Consider the following 19,962-nt stretch of genomic DNA (forward strand, 5'->3'; position numbering starts at 1 on the left):
CACAAGGTCCGCGCGCTGCCCCCGGACCTGTACATTCGCGGTGTGGCGCCCCTGGCCAAGGTCGCCGCACATTGGGCAGAATGCCCGTGCCGCAGGTCACAGGGCTCCCGAGAGGCGAGACGGTGACTTCGTGGCGGAGAGCGACCGATAAACTGTTGTCGGACGTCGTCGGGCGCAGCCCCCGTCCCGTCCACCAATGATCAGCCAGCAGCCGCTGCAACCCCAGGGAGCGTTGTGTCCCGTCGCCTGTTCACCTCGGAGTCCGTGACCGAGGGTCACCCCGACAAGATCGCTGACCAGATCAGCGACACCATTCTCGACGCGCTTCTGCGCGAGGACCCGACCTCCCGGGTCGCCGTCGAGACCCTGATCACGACCGGTTTGGTGCACGTGGCCGGAGAGGTCACGACCAAGGCCTACGCGCCGATCCCGCAGCTGGTCCGGGACAAGATCCTGGAGATCGGCTACGACTCTTCGAAGAAGGGCTTCGACGGCGCCTCCTGTGGTGTCTCGGTCTCGATCGGCGCGCAGTCCCCGGACATCGCGCAGGGTGTGGACACGGCGTACGAGAGCCGGGTCGAGGGCGACGACGACGAGCTCGACAAGCAGGGCGCCGGTGACCAGGGCCTGATGTTCGGCTACGCCTCGGACGAGACGCCGACGCTGATGCCGCTGCCGATCTTCCTGGCGCACCGTCTGTCCAAGCGCCTGTCGGACGTGCGCAAGAACGGCACGATCCCCTACCTGCGCCCGGACGGCAAGACGCAGGTCACCATCGAGTACGACGGCGACAAGGCCGTCCGCCTCGACACGGTCGTCGTCTCCTCGCAGCACGCCAGCGACATCGACCTGGAGTCCCTGCTGGCGCCGGACATCCGCGAGTTCGTGGTCGAGCCGGAGCTCAAGGCGCTCCTGGACGAGGGCATCAAGCTCGACACCGAGGGCTACCGCCTGCTGGTGAACCCGACCGGCCGCTTCGAGATCGGCGGCCCGATGGGCGACGCCGGCCTGACCGGCCGCAAGATCATCATCGACACGTACGGCGGCATGGCCCGCCACGGTGGCGGCGCCTTCTCGGGCAAGGACCCGTCCAAGGTCGACCGCTCGGCGGCGTACGCGATGCGCTGGGTCGCCAAGAACGTCGTCGCCGCGGGCCTGGCGTCCCGCTGCGAGGTCCAGGTGGCGTACGCCATCGGCAAGGCCGAGCCGGTCGGTCTGTTCGTCGAGACCTTCGGCACCGCCAAGATCGACCACGAGAAGATCGAGAAGGCCATCGACGAGGTATTCGACCTCCGCCCGGCCGCCATCATCCGCGACCTCGACCTGCTCCGGCCGATCTACGCCCAGACCGCGGCGTACGGTCACTTCGGCCGTGAGCTTCCCGACTTCACCTGGGAGCGCACGGACCGCGTGGACGCGCTGCGCGCGGCCGCGGGGCTGTAGGTCCCCATCGCCTGATGCCTGATGTGAGGCCCGGTTCCCTTCGGGGGCCGGGCCTCACGGCGTATGCGCCGCGGCCGAGGTGATCTCGGGCCGGCGTCGGTTGTCAGTGGTGTTTGGTAAGAATGCAAGCGTGAGCAGCGAGAACAGCCGGGGGGACGGCGGCGCGGAGGGTGCGCCGCCGGAGCAGCTCGCGTTCATTCGGGAGAGCGTCCGCAGGGCCAAGGCGCCCCGGGCCAAGCCGCGTACGTGGCGGGGGGCGGCGCTGGCCAAGGAGCTGCCCGTCGCGCGGGTCCTCGTGGACAAGGGCGTGCTCCATCTCGACCGGTACTTCGACTACGCCGTGCCCGAGGAGCTCGACGCCGAGGCGCAGCCCGGGGTGCGGGTCCGGGTGCGGTTCGGGGCCGGACGGCATCGGGTGCGGGAAGGACGCCGTGAGGGCGGCGGCCTGATCGACGGGTTCCTCGTCGAGCGGCGGGCCGAGTCGGACTACTCGGGGCCGCTGGCGGCGCTGGCGCAGGTGGTGTCCCCGGAGCCGGTACTGAGCGAGGAACTGCTGGGACTGGCCCGGGCCGTGGCCGACCGGTACGCCGGGAGCCTCGCCGATGTGCTGCAGCTCGCCGTGCCGCCGCGCAGCGCCCGCGCCGAGCAGCGACCGTCGCCCGCCCCGCAGCCGCCGCCCCCGGCGCCCGAGACGGGGTCCTGGGCGCGTTACGAGCGGGGGACCGCCTTCCTGGAGGCGCTGGCCTCCGGGGGAGCTCCACGGGCCGTTTGGAACGCCCTGCCCGGGCCCGAGTGGAGTGCCGAGCTGGCCCGCGCCGTCGCCGCGACACTGGCCTCGGGACGCGGCGCGCTGGTTGTCGTACCGGATGGCCGGACCGCCTCTCGGGTGGACGCCGAGTTGACGGCTCTCCTGGGTGAGGGGCGGCACGCGCTGTTGACGGCCGACGCGGGTCCGGAGAAGCGGTACCGGGAGTGGCTCGCCGTGCGGCGCGGGTCGGTGCGGGCCGTGGTGGGGACGCGGGCCGCCATGTTCGCGCCGGTTCAGGACCTCGGGCTGGTCGCCATCTGGGACGACGGGGACGACAGCCACAGCGAGCAGCACGCGCCGCAGCCCCATGCGAGGGACGTGCTGCTGTTGCGCGCCGCCCAGGACAAGTGCGGTTTTCTGCTGGGCAGTTGGAGCTGCACGGTGGAGGCCGCGCAGCTCGTGGAGAGCGGATGGGCGCGGCCGTTGGTCGCCGTGCGGGAGCAGGTGCGGGCCGCCGCGCCGCTGATACGGACCGTGGGGGATCAGGATCTGGCGCGGGACGAGGCCGCGCGGGCCGCCCGGCTGCCGACCCTCGCCTGGCAGGTGGTCCGGGACGGGCTGCGGCTCGGGCCGGTGCTGGTGCAGGTGCCGCGGCGCGGGTACGTGCCCCGGATGGCCTGTGCGCAGTGCCGGACGCCCGCGCGGTGCCGGCACTGCGCGGGTCCGTTGGAGGCGCGGGACTCCGATGCGCTGCGCTGCGGGTGGTGCGGGCGGGAGGAGGACGCGTGGCACTGCCCGGAGTGCGGGGCGTTCCGGTTGCGGGCGCAGGTCGTGGGGGCGCGGCGGACCGCCGAGGAGCTGGGGCGGGCCTTTCCTGCGGTGCCGGTGCGGACGTCCGGGCGGGAGCATGTGCTGGACACGGTGCCGGCGGCGCCTGCGCTGGTGGTCAGTACGCCGGGAGCCGAGCCCGTCGCCGAGGGCGGGTATGCGGCGGCGCTGCTGCTCGACGGGTGGGCCATGCTCGGGCGGCCCGATCTGCGGGCCGGTGAGGACGCGCTGCGGCGCTGGATCGGGGCCTCGGCGCTCGTGCGGCCGCAGGGTGACGGCGGGGCCGTGGTCGTCGTCGCCGAGCCGACGTTGCGGCCGGTGCAGGCGCTGGTGCGGTGGGATCCCGTGGGGCATGCGGTGCGGGAGCTGGCCGAGCGGGCCGAGCTGGGGTTTCCGCCGGTGTCGCGGATGGCGGCCGTATCGGGGACGGCGGAGGCGGTCGCCGAGTTTCTGGGGATGGTGGAACTGCCGTCGGAGGCCGAGGTGTTGGGGCCTGTTCCGCTGCCCGTCACGCCGGTCGCGGCGGGGCGCTCGCGACGGCCGGGGGCGCCGCCCGCCGGGGAGCAGTGGGTGCGGGCGCTGGTCCGGGTGCCGCCGGGGCGGGGGGCCGCGCTGGCGGCCGCGCTGAAGGCCGTTCAGGCGGCGCGGATGGCTCGGGGGAGTGGGGCGGCGGTGCGGGTGCGGATCGATCCGCCTGACATCGGCTGAGCCCCGTTAGGCGGGGGCGGGTCCTGGGCGGATGCGGTTGCGTGGTCATTGCTGAGGTGGGTGGCCTGGCTGGGGGTGGTGGGTTCTGGGTGGATGGGGTTGCGTGGTCATCGCTGAGGACGGCGGCCCGCTGGAGGTGGTGCGTCCCGGGCGGATGCGGTTGCGTGAATACGGTGCGGATACGGCTGCCCTCCCGGGCGTGGCCGGGAGGGCGGGTCCGGCAGCCGGAGTGGGGCAGCCGTCGCGAGGTCAGGCGTTGCGGGGCCAGCCGTCGCGAGTTCAGCCGTTGCGTGGGCCGGGGAAGGCGGTCGGCCTGACCTCGTCGCGCAGTGACGGGCTGCCCGCCGTCGGCTGGGTCGGCATGGAGCGGGCCGCGGGGACCGTCGGAACCGTGGAGATACCGGTGCCGACGTTCACCGTGCGGGTGCCCGACGGCTCCGTGGTCCGCTCGGCCTCGGCGGCCGCCTGGGCGGTGGCACGGCGGGAGCCGTAGCGGCGGTGCACCGCCTGCTTGGTGACTCCGAGGGCGGAGCCCACCGCGTCCCACGAGAACCCGAGTGAACGGTCGAAGTCCACCGCGGCCGTGACCAGGGTCTCGACACTGTCCCGCAGTTCCTGGGCGAGACGGACCGTCGGGGCGGGGGCGCGTCCGTAGACGACGAAGCCCGTGGACGGGCCGGAGCGGCGCGGGCGGTAGACGTTGCCCAACTGGGCCGTGAGCGTGCGGAGTGCGTCCACCTGCCGGCGGACCCGCTCGATGTCCCGCACCAGCAAGTGCAGGCTGGCCCGAGCCTGGGCGTCGTGGGTTGCGTGGTCGGCCATGAACAAGCCTCTCGAACCGGCGTTGAAGAGAAAGGATCGGGCCGCTGGGGCGGCCCGTTGGTCAACTCTTTCTTGACCAACGCGGATTCGCTCCGGGGGTCACGCTGTGGGGGCGTATGGGCATATGCGTGCGCCGTTGATGCCGGGTTGCGCCGGCAAGAGGTTGGCCTCTCCCGTGGGGGTTGATCGTCGTCGGCGGCTTTCCCGGCTTCTAGAATTGTGCGTTGCCCTGACCAACCCCAGCCGAGAGGCCCGTGTCCGCATATGAAGCTTGTCTTCGCCGGTACCCCCGAGGTCGCTGTTCCCGCTCTGGACGCCCTGCTCGACTCCGGGCGGCACGAGGTGGTCGCCGTTGTCACGCGGCCGGACGCGCCGGCCGGGCGTGGGCGTCGGCTGGTCGCGTCCCCCGTGGCGGAGCGGGCGGAGGAGGCCGGCATCGAGGTGCTGAAGCCGGTCAGGCCGCGGGAGCCGGAGTTCCTGGAGCGGCTGCGTCAGATCGGGCCGGACTGCTGTCCCGTCGTGGCGTACGGGGCGCTGCTGCCCCGTGTCGCCCTCGACATCCCCAGCCACGGCTGGGTCAACCTGCACTTCTCGCTGCTGCCCGCCTGGCGCGGCGCCGCTCCCGTGCAGCACGCCCTCATGGCGGGCGACGAGATCACGGGCGCGTCCACGTTCCTCATCGAGGAGGGGCTCGACTCGGGGCCCGTCTACGGCACCGTGACCGAGACGATCCGCCCCACCGACACCAGCGGCGACCTGCTGACCCGGCTCGCCTTCGCCGGCGCCGGGCTGCTCGCCGCGACCATGGACGGCATCGCGGACGGCACCCTGAAGGCCGTACCGCAGCCCGCCGACGGCGTGACCGTCGCGCCGAAGATCACCGTCGAGGACGCCCGGGTCGACTGGGCCACCCCCGCCCTGCGCGTCGACCGGGTGGTGCGCGGCTGCACGCCCGCGCCCGGCGCCTGGACCGTCTTCCGGGGCGAGCGGCTCAAGCTCGTGCAGGTCGCGCTCGTGCCCGACCGGACGGACCTCGCCTCGGGGCAGCTGTCCGTCGGCAAGAACAACGTCTACGTCGGCACCGGCTCGCACGCCGTCGAGTTGCTGTGGGTGCAGGCCCAGGGCAAGAAGCCGATGCGGGCGGCGGACTGGGCGCGTGGGGTGCGGATCGCGGACGGTGAGGTGCTCGGGGGCTGAGCCGTCGGCGCAGGCCGTTCGACGTACGCTGGGTGCACACCGTATACAGAAATCCGGAGCACCTTTACGTGAGCGACACCTCCCGTCGGCCCCGCAAACCCGGCAAGCCCTATCGTCGGCCCAAGAAGGACCCCGTCCGCATCCTTGCCTTCGAGGCGCTGCGGGCCGTCGACGAGAGGGACGCGTACGCCAATCTCGTCCTGCCGCCGCTGCTGCGCAAGGCGCGCGAGAGCGGGGACTTCGACGGGCGGGACGCGGCGCTGGCGACCGAGCTGGTGTACGGGACGCTGCGGCGGCAGGGGACGTACGACGCCGTGCTCGCGGAGTGCGTGGACCGGCCGCTGCGGGAGGTCGATCCGCCGGTCCTGGACGTACTGAGCCTCGGCGCGCACCAGTTGCTCGGCACGCGGATCCCGTCGCACGCCGCCGTTTCCGCCACCGTGGAGCTGGCCCGGGTCGTGCTCGGGGACGGGCGGGCCAAGTTCGTGAACGCCGTGCTGCGCAAGGTCGCGCAGCACGACCTCGACGGGTGGCTGGAGCGGGTCGCGCCGCCCTACGACGAGGATCCCGAGGACCATCTCGCCGTCGTGCACTCGCATCCGCGCTGGGTCGTCTCCGCGCTGTGGGACTCGCTCGGCGGTGGCCGGGCCGGAGTCGAGGAGCTGCTGGCGGCCGACAACGAGCGGCCCGAGGTCACGCTGGTCGCGCGCCCGGGCCGGGCCACGACCGACGAGCTGCTGCGCGAGGACGCCGCCGTGCCGGGGCGCTGGTCGCCGTATGCCGTACGGCTCACCGAGGGCGGGGAGCCCGGGGCCATCGAGGCCGTACGGGAGGGCCGGGCCGGCGTGCAGGACGAGGGCAGTCAGCTGGTCGCGCTGGCCCTCGCGAACGCGCCGCTCGACGGGCCCGACGCGAAGTGGCTGGACGGGTGTGCCGGGCCCGGCGGCAAGGCGGCGCTGCTGGGTGCGCTCGCCGCCGAGCGGGGCGCCGCGCTGCTCGCCTCGGAGAAGCAGCCGCACCGGGCGGGGCTGGTGGCCAAGGCGCTGCACGGCAACCCCGGGCCGTACCAGGTCATCGCCGCCGACGGGACCCGGCCGCCGTGGCGGCCCGGCTCCTTCGACCGGGTGCTGATGGACGTGCCCTGCACCGGGCTCGGCGCGCTGCGCCGACGGCCCGAGGCCCGCTGGCGGCGCCGCCCCGAGGACCTCGACGGGTTCGCCCCGCTGCAGCGCGGGCTGCTGCGCACCGCACTGGAGTCCGTGCGGGTCGGCGGTGTCGTCGGGTACGCCACCTGCTCGCCGCACCTCGCCGAGACGCGGGCCGTGGTGGCCGATGTGCTCAAGCAGTTCCCGGAGGCCGAGCTGATCGACGCCCGGCCGCTGCTGCCGGGCGTGCCGGACCTCGGCGACGGGCCCGATGTGCAGTTGTGGCCGCATCTGCACGGCACGGACGCGATGTACCTGGCGATCATCCGGCGGACCGGCTGAGGCTCGCTCCCGATCCGCCCTCGCAACCCCCAACCCCCCAAGCACAGCACAGCGCATACGCTTGGGTCATGGCCGCGCAGATCAACCCCAGCATCCTGTCCGCCGACTTCGCCCGTCTCGCCGACGAGGCGCGGGCGGTCGAAGGGGCCGACTGGCTCCACGTCGACGTCATGGACAACCATTTCGTCCCGAACCTCACGCTCGGCGTGCCGGTCGTGGAGTCCCTGGCCCGCGCGACGGACACCCCGCTGGACTGCCATCTGATGATCGAGGCCCCCGATCGGTGGGCCCCGCAGTACGTCGAGGCGGGTGCCTCCTCGGTCACCTTCCACGTCGAAGCGGCCGCCGCGCCGGTACGTCTGGCCCGGGAGATCCGGGCCAAGGGCGCCCGGGCGTCCATGGCGCTGAAGCCGGCGACGCCCATCGAGCCGTACGAGGATCTGTTCCCCGAACTCGACATGTTGCTGATCATGACGGTCGAGCCGGGCTTCGGCGGGCAGGCGTTTCTGGACATCATGCTGCCCAAGATCCGCCGCACCCGGGAGCTGATCAGCAAGCACGGTCTGGAGCTGTGGCTCCAGGTCGACGGCGGTGTCTCGGACGCGACGATCGAGCGCTGCGCGGAGGCGGGCGCCGATGTCTTCGTGGCCGGTTCCGCCGTGTACGGGGCCGACGACCCGGCCGCCGCGGTGCGTGCCCTGCGCGCCAAGGCGGAGGCCGCGACAAAGCACGCGGCATGGGCGTGCGACCACTGAGCCACGGTTACGTGAACGGCGCCCGTCGGGCGCCCAGCAGGGCTGATCAAGCGCGCCGTATCTGCAAGGATGAACGGCGAATCCAGAGTGTGAACAGCAGTGAGGAGAGCGCCGTGTCGGGTATGTCGGCGGGCCGGTCAGCCATGCGGATGGGACCCGCTGAGCTGGTGCAGGCGGCGGCCATGGCCCGCCGCTTCTACCTCGAGGGCAAGTCCAAGATCCAGATCGCCGAGGAGTTCGGCGTCAGCCGCTTCAAGGTGGCCCGGGTCCTGGAGACCGCCCTCGAACGGGATCTCGTACGCATCGAGATCCGTGTGCCGGCCGAACTGGACGCCGAGCGCTCGGACGCGCTGCGCGCCCGCTACGGCCTCAGGCACGCCGTCGTGGTCGAGTCCCCGGCCGAGGCCGAGGAGACCCCGGATCCCGAGAACCTGGGCGAGGTGGCCGCCGACCTGCTCGGCGAGCTGGTCAACGAGGGCGATGTGCTCGGGCTGGCCTGGGGTCGGTCCACCATCCACATGGCCGCCGCCCTCGACAAGCTGCCGCCCTGCACGGTGGTGCAGCTGACGGGCGTGTACGACGCCGGGACCGCCGAGCGCGGCTCCGTCGAGGCCGTGCGCCGGGCGGCGCAGGTCTCCGGCGGCGACGCCCACCCCATCTACGCGCCGATGCTGCTGCCGGACGCCGCCACCGCGGCCGCGCTGCGCCACCAGACGGGGATCGCCCGGGCCTTCGAGTACTTCGACAAGGTCACGGTCGCCTGTGTCTCCATCGGCTCCTGGGAGCCGGGCATCTCCACGGTGTACGACATGCTCAGCGACGAGGAGCGGGCGCACTACTCGTCCCTCGGTGTCGCCGCCGAGACGTCCGCGCACCTCTTCGACGCCGACGGCCGCCGGGTCGGACGGGACCTGGGGGAGCGGTGCATCACGGTCAAGGCCGACCAGCTCCGCCGTATCCCCGAGGTCGTCGCGATCGCGGGCGGGCAGCGCAAGGCGGCCGCGATCGACGCGGTGCTGCGGTCGGGGCTCGTCACCAGCCTGGTCACGGACACCTCCGCGGCCGACTACCTGATGGCGGCCGGACCGACACCGCGGCCGGCGCTGAACCGGGCCGATCCGGACGGGCCCTGACGGAAGGTCACACGGGAGGGCCGGGGCGGTACGCTGCCGCGGTCTCTCCCGCCACGACGACGATCGGTGCCGACATGACGGATCACGTGGTCACCCTCGACCTCGACGGGATCACCGACAAGGCGGGCCTGATGGACCGCTGCGCCCGGGCGCTTCAGCTGCCCGACTGGTTCGGCCGCAACTGGGACGCGCTGGCCGACAGCCTCTCCGACCAGGGCGTCTGGCCCGGGGACGCCGTCCAGAACGGGCTGCTGGTCGTCGTACGGAACTGGCGGCCGTACGCGAAGGCGCGGCCCGAGGAGTGGGAGACCGCCCAGCAGGTGTTCGCGCAGGCCGCGGACGCGGCGCCGGGGCTGACCGTGGCGCTCGCTCTTGGAGGATCCTCCTAAGGACCCCCTGACCTGCCTGGATGAAGTCACCGGGCATGGCATTCCGGCCGACATGGGACAATGAAGTACGTGCTCTTCTCCCCTGGCTGACCTGTCCGGGGGCCACCTCTGAACGACTGGGATGTGCAGCACGTGCGTTTCCTCAATGACATCCAGCCCTCGTACGACCTGACGTACGACGACGTGTTCATGGTGCCGAGCCGCAGCGCGGTCGGCTCCCGTCAGGGCGTGGACCTCAGCTCCCCGGACGGCACGGGCACCACCATTCCGCTCGTCGTCGCCAACATGACCGCCATCGCCGGCCGCCGGATGGCCGAGACCGTGGCCCGGCGCGGTGGCCTCGTGGTCATCCCGCAGGACATCCCGATCGACGTCGTCACCGAGGTCGTCTCCTGGGTGAAGAGCCGCCACCTGGTCCTCGACACACCGATCGTGCTGGCCCCGCACCAGACCGTCGCCGACGCGCTCTCCCTGCTGCCCAAGCGGGCGCACAACGCCGGTGTCGTCGTCGACGAGGAGCACCGCCCGATCGGTGTCGTCACCGACCGGGACCTCACCGGCGTGGACCGCTTCACCCAGCTCGAAGTGGTCATGTCCAAGGACGAGCTGCTCCTGCTCGACGCGAACATGGACCCCCGCGAGGCGTTCAACACCCTCGACCACCACAACCGGCGCTACGCCCCCGCCGTCGACGCCGACGGCAAGCTGGTCGGCATCCTCACCCGCAAGGGCGCGCTGCGCGCCACGCTGTACACGCCGGCCGTCGACGCGCAGGGCAGGCTGCGCATAGCGGCCGCCGTCGGCATCAACGGCGATGTGGCGGGCAAGGCCAAGCAGCTGCTCGACGCGGGCGTGGACACGCTCGTCATCGACACCGCGCACGGCCACCAGGAGTCGATGATCAGCGCCGTCAAGCAGGTGCGCGCCCTCGACCCGCGGGTGCCGATCGTGGCAGGCAACATCGTCTCGGCTCAGGGCGTGCGCGACCTGATCGAGGCGGGCGCCGACATCGTCAAGGTCGGTGTGGGCCCGGGCGCCATGTGCACCACCCGGATGATGACCGGCGTGGGCCGGCCGCAGTTCTCGGCCGTGCTGGAGTGCGCCGCCGAGGCGAAGAAGTACGGCAAGCACGTGTGGGCCGACGGTGGTGTCCGGCACCCGCGTGACGTGGCGATGGCGCTGGCCGCCGGTGCGTCCAACGTGATGGTCGGCTCGTGGTTCGCCGGGACGTACGAGTCGCCGGGCGACCTCCAGCACGACGCGAGCGGGCGTGCGTACAAGGAGTCGTTCGGCATGGCGTCCGCGCGGGCGGTGGCCAACCGCACCTCGGAGGAGTCGGCCTACGACCGCGCCCGCAAGGGCCTGTTCGAGGAGGGCATCTCCACCTCCCGCATGTTCCTCGACCCGGCCCGCCCCGGCGTCGAGGACCTGATCGACTCGATCATCGCGGGCGTCCGCTCCTCCTGCACCTACGCCGGCGCCGCCTCCCTGGAGGAGTTCGCCGAGAAGGCCGTCGTCGGCATCCAGAGCGCCGCCGGCTACGCGGAGGGTAAGCCGCTGCACGCCAGCTGGAACTGATCGACTCCCCTTCGTACGGCCCCCGTCGGACCTCCTGGTGAGGACCGACGGGGGCCGTCGTCGTGACCGCCCGAGGCGTTGTCCGGGTGAACCCCGGATGTCCGATACGCAACAGTCGACAGTCACCGTGCAACGAACATCCGCCCGCCGTCCAGGAACGCAATGATCTTGCGGGCATACGCAAGGTTGCTGCATTACAACGGCAACGCTCCTACCCATAGGCTGTCGCCTCGTACGTGGCGTGGCGGGGACCCCGCTCGGTGGGTTCCCGTGTCTGCACGGGGGTGCCGCCGGTCCCCGTCCCCCTGACCGGCAGCAACAAAGGAGCCAGCGCGTGCTCGACCAAGGCGCACCCCCGCAGCACAGCAGCCACACCGATCCCTCGTCCCTTGGGGTCGGCGCGCGCCTGATGCGCCGCAAGCCCGTGGAACGCCTGGTCGCGGAGGGTGGCCAGGGTGAGGGAGGGTCGCTCCGCCGCTCCCTCGGCCTGTGGCAGCTCACCATGATCAGCATCGGTGCCACGCTGGGCACCGGCATCTTCGTCGTCCTCGGCGACGCCGTCCCCGAGGCCGGTCCCGCGGTCACCCTGGCGTTCGTCATCGCGGGTCTGACGGCCCTGTTCTCGGCCCTGTCGTACGCCGAACTGGCGGGCAGCATCCCGGTCGCGGGGTCCTCGTACTCATACGCATACGCAACGATGGGTGAACTCGTCGCCTGGGTCTGCGGCTGGTGCCTGGTCCTGGAGTACGGCGTGTCGGTGGCCGCTGTCGCGGTCGGCTGGGGCGAGTACCTCAACGAGCTGCTTAACGGGACGATCGGCGTCACCATCCCCTCCGCGCTGTCCTCGGCGCCGGGTGAGGGCGGCATCATCAACCTGCCCGCGCTGATCGTCGTCCTGCTGGCGATGGTGTTCCTGCTCGGCGGCGTCCGCGAGTCCGCCCGCGCCAACACGATCATGGTCGCGGTGAAGATCGCCGCGCTGGTGCTGTTCTGCGCGGTCGGCTTCATGGGCTTCAAGTCCGGCAACTACGCCGACTTCATGCCGCTCGGCATGGCCGGTGTCAGCGCCGCCGGTGCCACGCTGTTCTTCTCCTACATCGGCTTCGACGCCGCCTCCACCGCCGGTGAGGAGGCCAAGAACCCCAAGAAGGACCTGCCCCGCGCGATCATGCTCTCGCTGATCATCGTGACCGCGCTGTACGTGCTCGTCGCCGCCGTCGCCGTCGGCGCCTGGAACTGGACCAAGTTCGAGGGCTCCGACGCCTCTCTCGCCGCGATCATGAGCGACGTCAGCGGCCAGAGCTTCTGGGGCACCCTGCTCGCCCTCGGCGCGGTCATCTCCATCGCGAGCGTCGTCCTGACCGTGCTCTACGGCCAGACCCGCATCCTGTTCGCGATGTCCCGCGACGGCCTGGTGCCCAAGGCGCTCGGCAAGGTCCACCACAAGACCGGCGCGCCCCGCCTCAACACCGTGATCGTGTCCCTGTTCTGCGGTGCGCTCGCCGCGCTGATCCCGCTCGGCAAGCTCGTCGACGCCACCAGCATCGGCACGCTGTTCGCCTTCGCGCTGGTCAACATCGCGGTGATCGTCCTGCGCTACCGGCGGCCGGAGCTGGAGCGCACGTTCAAGGTGCCGTTCGGGCCGGTGCTGCCGGTGCTGGGCTTCGCCTTCTGCGCGTACAACATGTTCAGCCTCGACACCGTGACCTGGGTGGTCTTCGGATTCTGGATGGCCGCCGGTCTCGTGTTCTACTTCCTCTACGGCTACCGCCGCTCCCGTCTCGCCGTACCCGAAGTGAAGTGACCCACCCGCAGTGCTGAACGATCTCGACGAACGCATCGTGCACGCCCTCGCCGAGGACGCCCGCCGCTCCTACGCGGACATCGGGCAGCTCGTCGGTCTGTCCGCGCCGGCCGTGAAGCGGCGCGTGGACCGGCTGCGCGCGACCGGCGCCATCACCGGCTTCACCGTCCGGGTGGACCCGTCGGCGCTCGGCTGGGAGACCGAGGGGTTCGTCGAGATCTACTGCCGCCGCAACACCTCGCCGGAGACCATCCAGCGGGGCCTGGAGCGCTACCAGGAGGTCGTGGCCGCGTCCACCGTCACCGGCGACGCGGACGCGGTCGCCCAGGTCTTCGCCTCCGACATGCGGCACTTCGAGCGGGTGCTCGAGCGCATTGCCGGGGAGCCGTTCGTGGAGCGCACGAAGTCGGTCCTGGTCCTGTCACCCCTGCTCAGACGCTACTCGTCGGGCGCGCCGGCGTAAGTCGCCGCAAGGGGCGCGGGGAACTGCGCGACAAGCCACGGACGACGGAAAGCCGGCACGCGACATCGCGCCCCGATCCCTACTCCGCGGTCTTCCTCGCCAACGCATTGTTCCCGATCGAGTTGTGCACGCTGAAGCTCACGGCGTCCGAGCGATAGCGATCGTCCGACCACTCCACCGGACGCCCTTCGTGCGTCGTGGTCACCCGGCGCACCCGCAACAACGGGCTCGTACGACGAACCTGAAGCAGCTCGGCATCCTGCGCGCCGGCGGCGACGGCGTCGATGACGTGCTCGCCGTACGCGAAGACCAGCCCCGTGTCGTCGTACAGGCGCTGGGTGACGGACGGGCATTCCGGCTCGATGGCCTCCACCGCCGGGGAGATCCAGTCGGCGTACACCGTGCGTTCCAGCAGGACCGGCTCGCGGTCCAGCCCCCGCACCCGCAGCACATGCAACACCGGTGTGCCCTCGGCGAGTTGGAGCCGTACGGAGTCCTCCACGGTGGCGGCCCTGTACGCCTGCTCGACCACCCGCCCCGTCGCCTCCCGCCCCATGGCCCGCGCCCACTGGGCGAAACTCCGCAGCTCGCCGAAGCTCTGGCTGCGCCGGCTCGCCAGCACGACCCGGCGCGCCCCCTGCCGGGAGCCGATCAGACCCTCGGCGGTCAGGCTCGCGACGGCCTGGCGGACCGTGCCGCGGGAGACGCCGTACTGCGCGGCGAGTTCCGTCTCGGAGGGCAGTCGGCTGCCGACTGTGTACTCCTCGCGGTCGATCGCCCGTCGCAGTGCGTCGGCGATCTCCTCGTGTCGCGCGGTCATGCTGCCCCTCTGAGTCGGTAGCTGTGCACAGCGTCACCAGCCTAATCGATAGCCGAAGTGATTCGTGTCAGCCGCCAATGTGCAGGCGACAGGGTGTTCTCGTTCGACTTGCGTTCACTGTCGCGTCATCGAGGCCGGGCGTACTGAGGCCAACTTGTTCAAACAAGTTCGGCAGCACCCCACCCTTGTGCGCACCTTTCTGGAGAGACCCGTGTCCGTGTCCCTGCCGCGATCAGCCGTTCTCGGCGGCTCCCTCGCCGTCGTCGCCGCGCTCGCCCTGAGCGCCTGCGGCGCCGCCCCCGACAACGCCTCCACCACCGCCGACGGCAAGTCCGCCGCCACGGCCACCTCCGCCGCCGACTTCGGCGGCATGGACAAGCTGGTCGCCGCCGCCAAGAAGGAGGGCACGCTGCACGCCATCGCGCTGCCCCGCGACTGGGCCAACTACGGCGCCCTCATCGACGGCTTCCAGAAGAAGTACGGCATCAAGATCGAGGTCGAGAACCCCGACGGCTCCAGCCAGGACGAGATCAACGCCGTCACGTCCCGCAAGGGCCAGGACCGTGCCCCCGACGTCCTCGACCTCGGCTCCTCCTTCGCGGTGAGCGCCGCCCAGCAGGGGCTGCTCGCGCCGTACAAGGTGGCGGCCTACGACGACATCCCCGAGGCGCAGAAGGACGCGCAGGCCCGCTGGTACAACGACTACGGCGGCTATGTGTCCATCGGGTGCGACGCGAAGCGCGTGAAGCAGTGCCCGACGACCTTCAAGGACCTGCTCAAGCCGCAGTACAAGGGGCAGGTCGCGCTCAACGGCAACCCCACCAAGTCCGGTTCGGCCTTCGGCGGTGTCTACGCCGCCGCGCTCGCAGGCGGCGGGTCCTTCGACGACATCCAGCCCGGTCTCGACTTCTTCGCCGAGCTGAAGAAGAACGGCAACTACACGCCCGTCGAGTCCACGCCGGCCACCGTCGAGAAGGGCGAGACGCCGATCAGCATCGACTGGGACTACCTGAACGCCGGCTACGCCGAGGAGTTCAAGTCCAAGGGCGTCGACTGGAAGGTCGTGGTCCCGGCCGACGGCAAGTTCTCGCAGTACTACTCGCAGGCCATCAACAAGGACGCCCCGCACCCGGCCGCCGCCCGGCTGTGGCAGGAGTACCTCTACAGCGCCGAGGGCCAGAACCTGTGGCTCGCGGGCTACGCCCGTCCGGCGCTGATGCCCGCCATGGAGAAGGCCGGCACCCTCGACAAGGCCGCCGCCGCCAAGCTGCCCGAGGTCGCCGGCACGCCGGTCTTCCCGACCGAGGAGCAGCAGAGCAAGGCCAAGACCGTGCTCGCCCAGGGCTGGGCGAAGGCCGTCTCCGGATGACCGCCACGCTCACGCGGGCGGACGTGGCGCCCGTCGCTTCCCCGAAGCGGCGGCGCCGCGCCCCCGGATGGCTCGCCGTCCTGCCGCTGCTCGTCTTCGTCGCGATCGCCTTCGGGCTCCCGGCGATCGCCATGCTGAACGGCGCCTTCACGGTCAAGGACCCGGCGACCGGCGCGACCTCGTACACCACCGAGAACCTCACCAACTCCCTCCAGGGCGCCTACCTCACGGCCCTGCTCGGCAGCGTCAAGCTGTCCGCCGTCTCCGCCGGGCTCGGCGCGCTGTTCGGGCTGCCGCTCGCGCACGTGGTCGTCAGCTCCGGCTCGCGGGCGCTGCGCGAGACGGTGCTCACGGCGTCCGGCGTGCTCGCCAACTTCGGTGGCGTGCCGCTGGCGTTCGCCTTCGTCGCCACGCTCGGCAACGCCGGTGTGCTCACCCGGCACCTGGGCCTGAGCGCGACGGGCTGGGACCTGTACAGCTTCTGGGGACTGGTCCTCGTCTACCTGTACTTCCTGATCCCGCTGATGGTCCTCACCATCGCCCCCGCCCTCGACGGACTGCGCGCCCAGTGGCGCGAGGCCGCCCAGAACAACGGGGCCACGGCGGTGCAGTACTGGCGGCATGTGGCCCTGCCCGTGCTGCTGCCCTCGCTGCTGGGCGGGCTTGTGCTGCTGTTCGGGAGCGCGTTCGCGGCGTACGCCACCGCCGCGGCCATGGTCGGCAGCTCGGTGCCGCTGGTCACCCTGCAGATCGCCGACGCCATCTCCGGCAACGTGCTGGTCGGCCAGGAGAACGTGGCGCTCGCGCTCAGCCTCGACATGGTTCTCGTCGCCGGCCTCGTCATGGCCGTCTACCTGCCCCTGCAACGCCGGAGTGCCCGATGGCTCGCCTGAACCTGTCCCGGTGGGTCGTGCTCGGCCTCGCCGCGCTGTACTTCCTGGTGCCGCTCGCCGCGTCCGTCGTCTTCACGGTGGACGTGCCCGGCAGGGGGATCACCTTCGACGCGTACACACAGATCTTCTCCACCGGCGGCTTCGTCGCCAGCCTGCTGCTCTCGCTGGGCCTCGCCGCCGCCACCATCGCGATCGTCCTGCTGCTGATGGTGCCCGCGATGGTCGCGCTCAGGCTCGGCGCGTCCCGGCTGCGGCCCGTCGTCGAGGTGATCTGCTCGCTGCCGCTGGTAGTGCCGCCGATCGCCTTCGTCGCCGGCATCGGGACCGTCCTGAAGTGGGGGCCGGAGCATCTGTCGCGTACGCCGCTGTTCCAGACGTTCGTGGCGATCCAGAACCCCGACTTCCCGTTCGTGCTGGTCATGGCGTACGTCGTGATGGCCCTGCCGTTCGTGTACCGCACGCTGGATGCCGGGCTGCGGTCGGTCGACGTACCCACGCTGGTCGAGGCGGCGCGCAGCTGCGGGGCCGGCTGGCCGCAGGCGCTCGCGCAGGCCGTGCTGCCGAATCTGCGCGGGGCGCTGCTGAACGCCGCCTTCCTCACGCTCGCCCTGGTGCTCGGCGAGTTCACGGTGGCGCAGCTGCTGGGCTTCCAGCCGTTCGCCGTGTGGATCGTGAACGTCAGCGGCTCCCAGGCCCAGCTGTCCGTCGCCGTGTCCGTGCTCAGCCTGCTCGTGACATGGGTCCTGCTCCTCGCGCTCGCCGGTGCCGGCGGACGCACCCGTACCGCATCCCGGGGATGAACCAATGACCACCACCCTTGAGAAGGCGACCGCTGTGGGCGCCGCCACCGTCGAATTCCGGGAGTTGCGCCGGGAGTTCGGGCCGACGGTCGCGCTCGACGGGCTGAATCTGACAGTCCGGCCGGGGGAGTTCCTCGCGCTGCTCGGGCCGTCGGGCTGCGGCAAGACCACCGCGCTGCGGATGCTCGCCGGGTTCGAGCACCCGGACTCCGGCGCGGTGCTGGTCGACGGCCAGGACGTCACCCGGGTTCCGGCCCATCGCCGCGACGCCGGGATGGTCTTCCAGTCGTACAGCCTCTTCCCGCATCTCAACGCGCTGGACAACGTGGCCTTCGGCCTGCGGATGCGGAAGGTGCGCGGCGGCGAACGGCGGGCGCGGGCGGCCGAGTTGCTGGAGCTGGTCGGGCTGGCGGACAAGGGGGAGCGGTTCCCGCACCAGCTGTCGGGCGGGCAGCAGCAGCGGATCGCGCTGGCCCGTGCGCTGGCGCTGCGGCCGCGGGTGCTGCTGCTCGACGAGCCGCTGTCGGCGCTCGACGCGAAGGTGCGGCTCGCTCTCCGGGAGGAGATCCGACGGCTGCAGCAGGAGCTGGGCATCACCACGCTGTTCGTCACCCATGACCAGGAGGAGGCGCTGTCCGTCGCCGACCGGGTCGCGGTGATGCGGGCCGGGCGGCTCGAACAGTGCGCCGAGCCCGCCGAGCTGTACGGGCGTCCGGCGACCGCCTTCGTCGCCGAGTTCGTGGGCACGATGAGCCGGATCCCGGGGACGCGCAAGGGCGAGGACGTCGAGGTGCTCGGGCAGCGGCTGCCGGTGGACGGGGCCGGGCCCGCGGACGGTGACGTGGACGTGCTGGTGCGGCCGGAGGCCGTGCGGGTGCGGGCCGACGAGGACGGTACGGCGCGGGTCGTCGCGACCGCGTTCCTGGGCGCCGTCGTACGGGTCACCGTGCTGCTCGCGGACGGCACCGAGGTCAAGGCCGACCTGCCCGCGCACGAGGCCGCCGGGCTGGGCATCGGCGCGGCCGTCGGCGTGTCGCTGCCGGAGCGGCCGGTGCTGGTGGCGGAGCGTGCCGCCGACTGACGCCTCCCTTGCAGCGCCGGCTGCTGCCCAGCCGAAACACCGTACCGACGCACGAAAGAGAACCACGTGACCCCCCACCCCCGCCTCCCCCTCCAGGCTGTCCTGTTCGACATGGACGGCACGCTCGTCGACACCGAGCGGCTGTGGTGGGAGGCGGTGGAACACGTCGCCGCACGGCCGTTGACCGACGCTGACCGGCCCGAAGTGCTGGGCCGGACCGTCGAGCACACCGCCGGGTGGCTGGCCGAAGCCACCGGACGGCCCGTCGCCGACCTGGCCGCCGCGCTGCACCGGGAGTTCGCCGGACGCGTCCGCACCGGCATCGTGCCCCGCCCCGGCGCGCTCGACCTGCTCGACGCGCTCGCGCGGGACGGCGTACCGACCGCGCTGGTCACCGCCTCGCCGGGGGCCGTCGCCCGCACCGTGCTCGACGTGCTCGGCGCCGACCGGTTCGCCGTTGCCGTCACGGCCGACGACACCGCCCGCAGCAAGCCGGCCCCCGACCCCTACCTCGCCGCCTGCCACGCCCTCGGCGCCGACCCCGCCGCCTGCGTCGCCGTCGAGGACACCCAGACCGGCGTCACCTCCGCCGAGGCGGCCGGATGCGCGGTGCTCGCCGTACCGTCGCTCGCACCGATCGACGCGGCGCCCGGCCGGACCGTACGAGCGAGCCTCGTCGGCGTGACCACCGAGGAACTCAACGCCATGGTCATGCCCCTCGAACTGAGCGTGATGAGCTGGAACCTCTGGCTCGGCGGCGCCGGCGTCGACGACCACCGCGCCAAGCAGCTCAAGGCCGTCGTCGACACGGGCGCGGACGTCGTCGGCCTCCAGGAGACCGCCCACACCGCCGCCCGGGAACTAGCCGACGCCCTCGGCTGGCACCACCACCAGGCCGGTGAGAACCTCGGCATCATCAGCCGCCACCCGATCACCGCCCGCCACGGCGACCCCGACGTCGGCTTCTACGGCGCCGCCGGCGTCCGTATCCGCCTCGCCCCGGGCCGCGAGGTCGACATCTGGACGGCCCACCTGCACTACACGCCGTACGGGCCCTACGAGGCGGCCTTCGACGGGCTCGGCGCCGCCGACCTGATCGCCCACGAGGAGGTCAGGCTGGCCCAGATGTGCGACACGCTGCGCCGGATCGCCGACGCGGGCGACGACGGCGTACCCGTCGTCCTGGTCGGCGACTTCAACTGCCCCTCGCACCTGGACCGGCCGGACGTCGACTGGCCGGTGACGCGCGCGGCGCAGGAGGCGGGCCTGCGCGACTCCTACCGCGAGGCGCACCCGGATCCGGTCGCCGCGCCGGGCCACACCTGGTCGCCGATCCATGTGCTGCACGAGGACGGCAGCGGGCGGCCCGAACCGCAGGACCGGATCGACTACGTCCTCCACCGCGGCCTGCGGGTGCTGGACTCGCGCACGTACGTGGCGGGCACGCCGGCGCCCTGGCCGGACGTCGCCGGCAACGACTGGCCGTCGGACCACGCGGCCGTGGTGACCAGGTTCGCGCTGCCGACCGTGCGCTGATCTTCGGGTACTCGGGGTAACCGTTGCGGGTCGGGTGGGGCTTCCCGTAGGTTGTGCCCGCACTTTCTACCCGCGGGTAACACCAGTGGGTAGCTGCCCCCGCCCGAC

At 72.1% G+C, this 19,962-nt stretch carries 17 protein-coding genes; 15 read left to right on the forward strand and 2 right to left on the reverse strand.

What is annotated here, in order from left to right; translation table 11 throughout:
* The first annotated feature begins 234 nt into the window (after positions 1–234).
* Together metK and I2W78_RS34095 are read left to right on the forward strand one after the other, a co-directional pair.
* Complete coding sequence (gene metK, locus I2W78_RS34090; RefSeq protein WP_196464094.1) at positions 235–1,443, forward strand: methionine adenosyltransferase; 1,209 nt, start codon at positions 235–237, stop codon at positions 1,441–1,443.
* Positions 1,444–1,573: 130 nt separating this feature from the next.
* Positions 1,574–3,727 carry a primosomal protein N' gene (locus tag I2W78_RS34095; protein ID WP_196464095.1) on the forward strand — a complete coding sequence of 718 codons (2,154 nt, stop codon included), beginning with the start codon at positions 1,574–1,576 and terminating at the stop codon, positions 3,725–3,727.
* Between the two features lie 279 nt (positions 3,728–4,006).
* On the opposite strand, the gene I2W78_RS34100 is transcribed toward I2W78_RS34095, so the two are convergent.
* A complete protein-coding gene (locus tag I2W78_RS34100) occupies positions 4,007–4,549 on the reverse strand; it encodes a hypothetical protein (RefSeq protein WP_196464096.1) in 543 nt (180 codons plus the stop codon).
* 264 nt (positions 4,550–4,813) lie between these two features.
* On the opposite strand from I2W78_RS34100, the gene fmt reads away from it, so the two are divergent.
* From fmt to I2W78_RS34140, 8 genes are all read left to right on the forward strand, one after another.
* Positions 4,814–5,746 (forward strand): methionyl-tRNA formyltransferase, encoded by a 933-nt coding sequence (gene fmt, locus I2W78_RS34105; RefSeq protein WP_196464097.1) that lies wholly within the window; start codon positions 4,814–4,816, stop codon positions 5,744–5,746.
* Positions 5,747–5,814: 68 nt separating this feature from the next.
* Positions 5,815–7,233, forward strand: coding sequence for an RsmB/NOP family class I SAM-dependent RNA methyltransferase (locus I2W78_RS34110; protein ID WP_196464098.1), 1,419 nt, complete (start codon positions 5,815–5,817; stop codon positions 7,231–7,233).
* Between the two features lie 68 nt (positions 7,234–7,301).
* A complete protein-coding gene (rpe, locus tag I2W78_RS34115; protein WP_196464099.1) occupies positions 7,302–7,988 on the forward strand; it encodes a ribulose-phosphate 3-epimerase in 687 nt (228 codons plus the stop codon).
* Positions 7,989–8,077: 89 nt separating this feature from the next.
* Positions 8,078–9,121, forward strand: a complete 1,044-nt coding sequence (locus I2W78_RS34120; RefSeq protein WP_196464100.1) for a sugar-binding transcriptional regulator — start codon at positions 8,078–8,080, stop codon at positions 9,119–9,121.
* A gap of 74 nt (positions 9,122–9,195) precedes the next feature.
* Positions 9,196–9,510, forward strand: a complete 315-nt coding sequence (locus I2W78_RS34125; RefSeq protein ID WP_196464101.1) for a barstar family protein — start codon at positions 9,196–9,198, stop codon at positions 9,508–9,510.
* 132 nt (positions 9,511–9,642) lie between these two features.
* Entirely contained in the window at positions 9,643–11,088 is a 1,446-nt protein-coding gene (locus tag I2W78_RS34130) for a GuaB1 family IMP dehydrogenase-related protein (protein WP_196464102.1), read from the forward strand.
* Positions 11,089–11,422: 334 nt separating this feature from the next.
* Positions 11,423–12,892: an amino acid permease gene (locus tag I2W78_RS34135; RefSeq protein WP_196464103.1), complete on the forward strand. Its 1,470-nt coding sequence runs from the start codon at positions 11,423–11,425 to the stop codon at positions 12,890–12,892.
* A 10-nt stretch (positions 12,893–12,902) separates the two neighbouring features.
* On the forward strand, positions 12,903–13,355 hold the full coding sequence (locus tag I2W78_RS34140) for an Lrp/AsnC family transcriptional regulator (protein WP_196464104.1): 453 nt from the start codon (positions 12,903–12,905) through the stop codon (positions 13,353–13,355).
* Between the two features lie 79 nt (positions 13,356–13,434).
* Here I2W78_RS34140 and I2W78_RS34145 read toward each other — a convergent pair whose 3' ends face one another.
* A complete protein-coding gene (locus I2W78_RS34145) occupies positions 13,435–14,175 on the reverse strand; it encodes a GntR family transcriptional regulator (RefSeq protein WP_196464105.1) in 741 nt (246 codons plus the stop codon).
* 211 nt (positions 14,176–14,386) lie between these two features.
* On the opposite strand from I2W78_RS34145, the gene I2W78_RS34150 reads away from it, so the two are divergent.
* The 5 genes from I2W78_RS34150 (at position 14,387) to I2W78_RS34170 (ending at position 19,854) form a co-directional block, all read left to right on the forward strand.
* A complete protein-coding gene (locus tag I2W78_RS34150; protein ID WP_196464106.1) occupies positions 14,387–15,544 on the forward strand; it encodes an ABC transporter substrate-binding protein in 1,158 nt (385 codons plus the stop codon).
* Positions 15,541–16,437 (forward strand): ABC transporter permease, encoded by an 897-nt coding sequence (locus I2W78_RS34155; protein ID WP_196464107.1) that lies wholly within the window; start codon positions 15,541–15,543, stop codon positions 16,435–16,437. The genes I2W78_RS34150 and I2W78_RS34155 overlap by 4 nt, the downstream gene beginning before the upstream one ends.
* Complete coding sequence (locus I2W78_RS34160) at positions 16,425–17,237, forward strand: ABC transporter permease (protein WP_196464108.1); 813 nt, start codon at positions 16,425–16,427, stop codon at positions 17,235–17,237. The genes I2W78_RS34155 and I2W78_RS34160 overlap by 13 nt, the downstream gene beginning before the upstream one ends.
* Positions 17,238–17,241: 4 nt before the next feature.
* Entirely contained in the window at positions 17,242–18,318 is a 1,077-nt protein-coding gene (locus I2W78_RS34165; protein ID WP_196464109.1) for an ABC transporter ATP-binding protein, read from the forward strand.
* A 66-nt stretch (positions 18,319–18,384) separates the two neighbouring features.
* A complete protein-coding gene (locus tag I2W78_RS34170) occupies positions 18,385–19,854 on the forward strand; it encodes an HAD-IA family hydrolase (protein ID WP_196464110.1) in 1,470 nt (489 codons plus the stop codon).
* Positions 19,855–19,962 lie beyond the last annotated feature (108 nt).

It is taken from the genome of Streptomyces spinoverrucosus (genome assembly GCF_015712165.1).
Classification (GTDB): domain Bacteria; phylum Actinomycetota; class Actinomycetes; order Streptomycetales; family Streptomycetaceae; genus Streptomyces; species Streptomyces spinoverrucosus_A.

What these genes read in the sequence shown, in the direction of transcription:
- fmt (WP_196464097.1), top strand. Translation starts at nt 4,814, where the DNA reads ATGAAGCTTGTCTTCGCCGGTACCCCCGAGGTCGCTGTTCCCGCTCTG.
- I2W78_RS34100 (WP_196464096.1), bottom strand. Translation starts at nt 4,549, where the DNA reads ATGGCCGACCACGCAACCCACGACGCCCAGGCTCGGGCCAGCCTGCAC.
- I2W78_RS34145 (WP_196464105.1), bottom strand. Translation starts at nt 14,175, where the DNA reads ATGACCGCGCGACACGAGGAGATCGCCGACGCACTGCGACGGGCGATC.
- I2W78_RS34155 (WP_196464107.1), top strand. Translation starts at nt 15,541, where the DNA reads ATGACCGCCACGCTCACGCGGGCGGACGTGGCGCCCGTCGCTTCCCCG.
- I2W78_RS34125 (WP_196464101.1), top strand. Translation starts at nt 9,196, where the DNA reads ATGACGGATCACGTGGTCACCCTCGACCTCGACGGGATCACCGACAAG.
- rpe (WP_196464099.1), top strand. Translation starts at nt 7,302, where the DNA reads ATGGCCGCGCAGATCAACCCCAGCATCCTGTCCGCCGACTTCGCCCGT.
- I2W78_RS34160 (WP_196464108.1), top strand. Translation starts at nt 16,425, where the DNA reads ATGGCTCGCCTGAACCTGTCCCGGTGGGTCGTGCTCGGCCTCGCCGCG.
- I2W78_RS34165 (WP_196464109.1), top strand. Translation starts at nt 17,242, where the DNA reads ATGACCACCACCCTTGAGAAGGCGACCGCTGTGGGCGCCGCCACCGTC.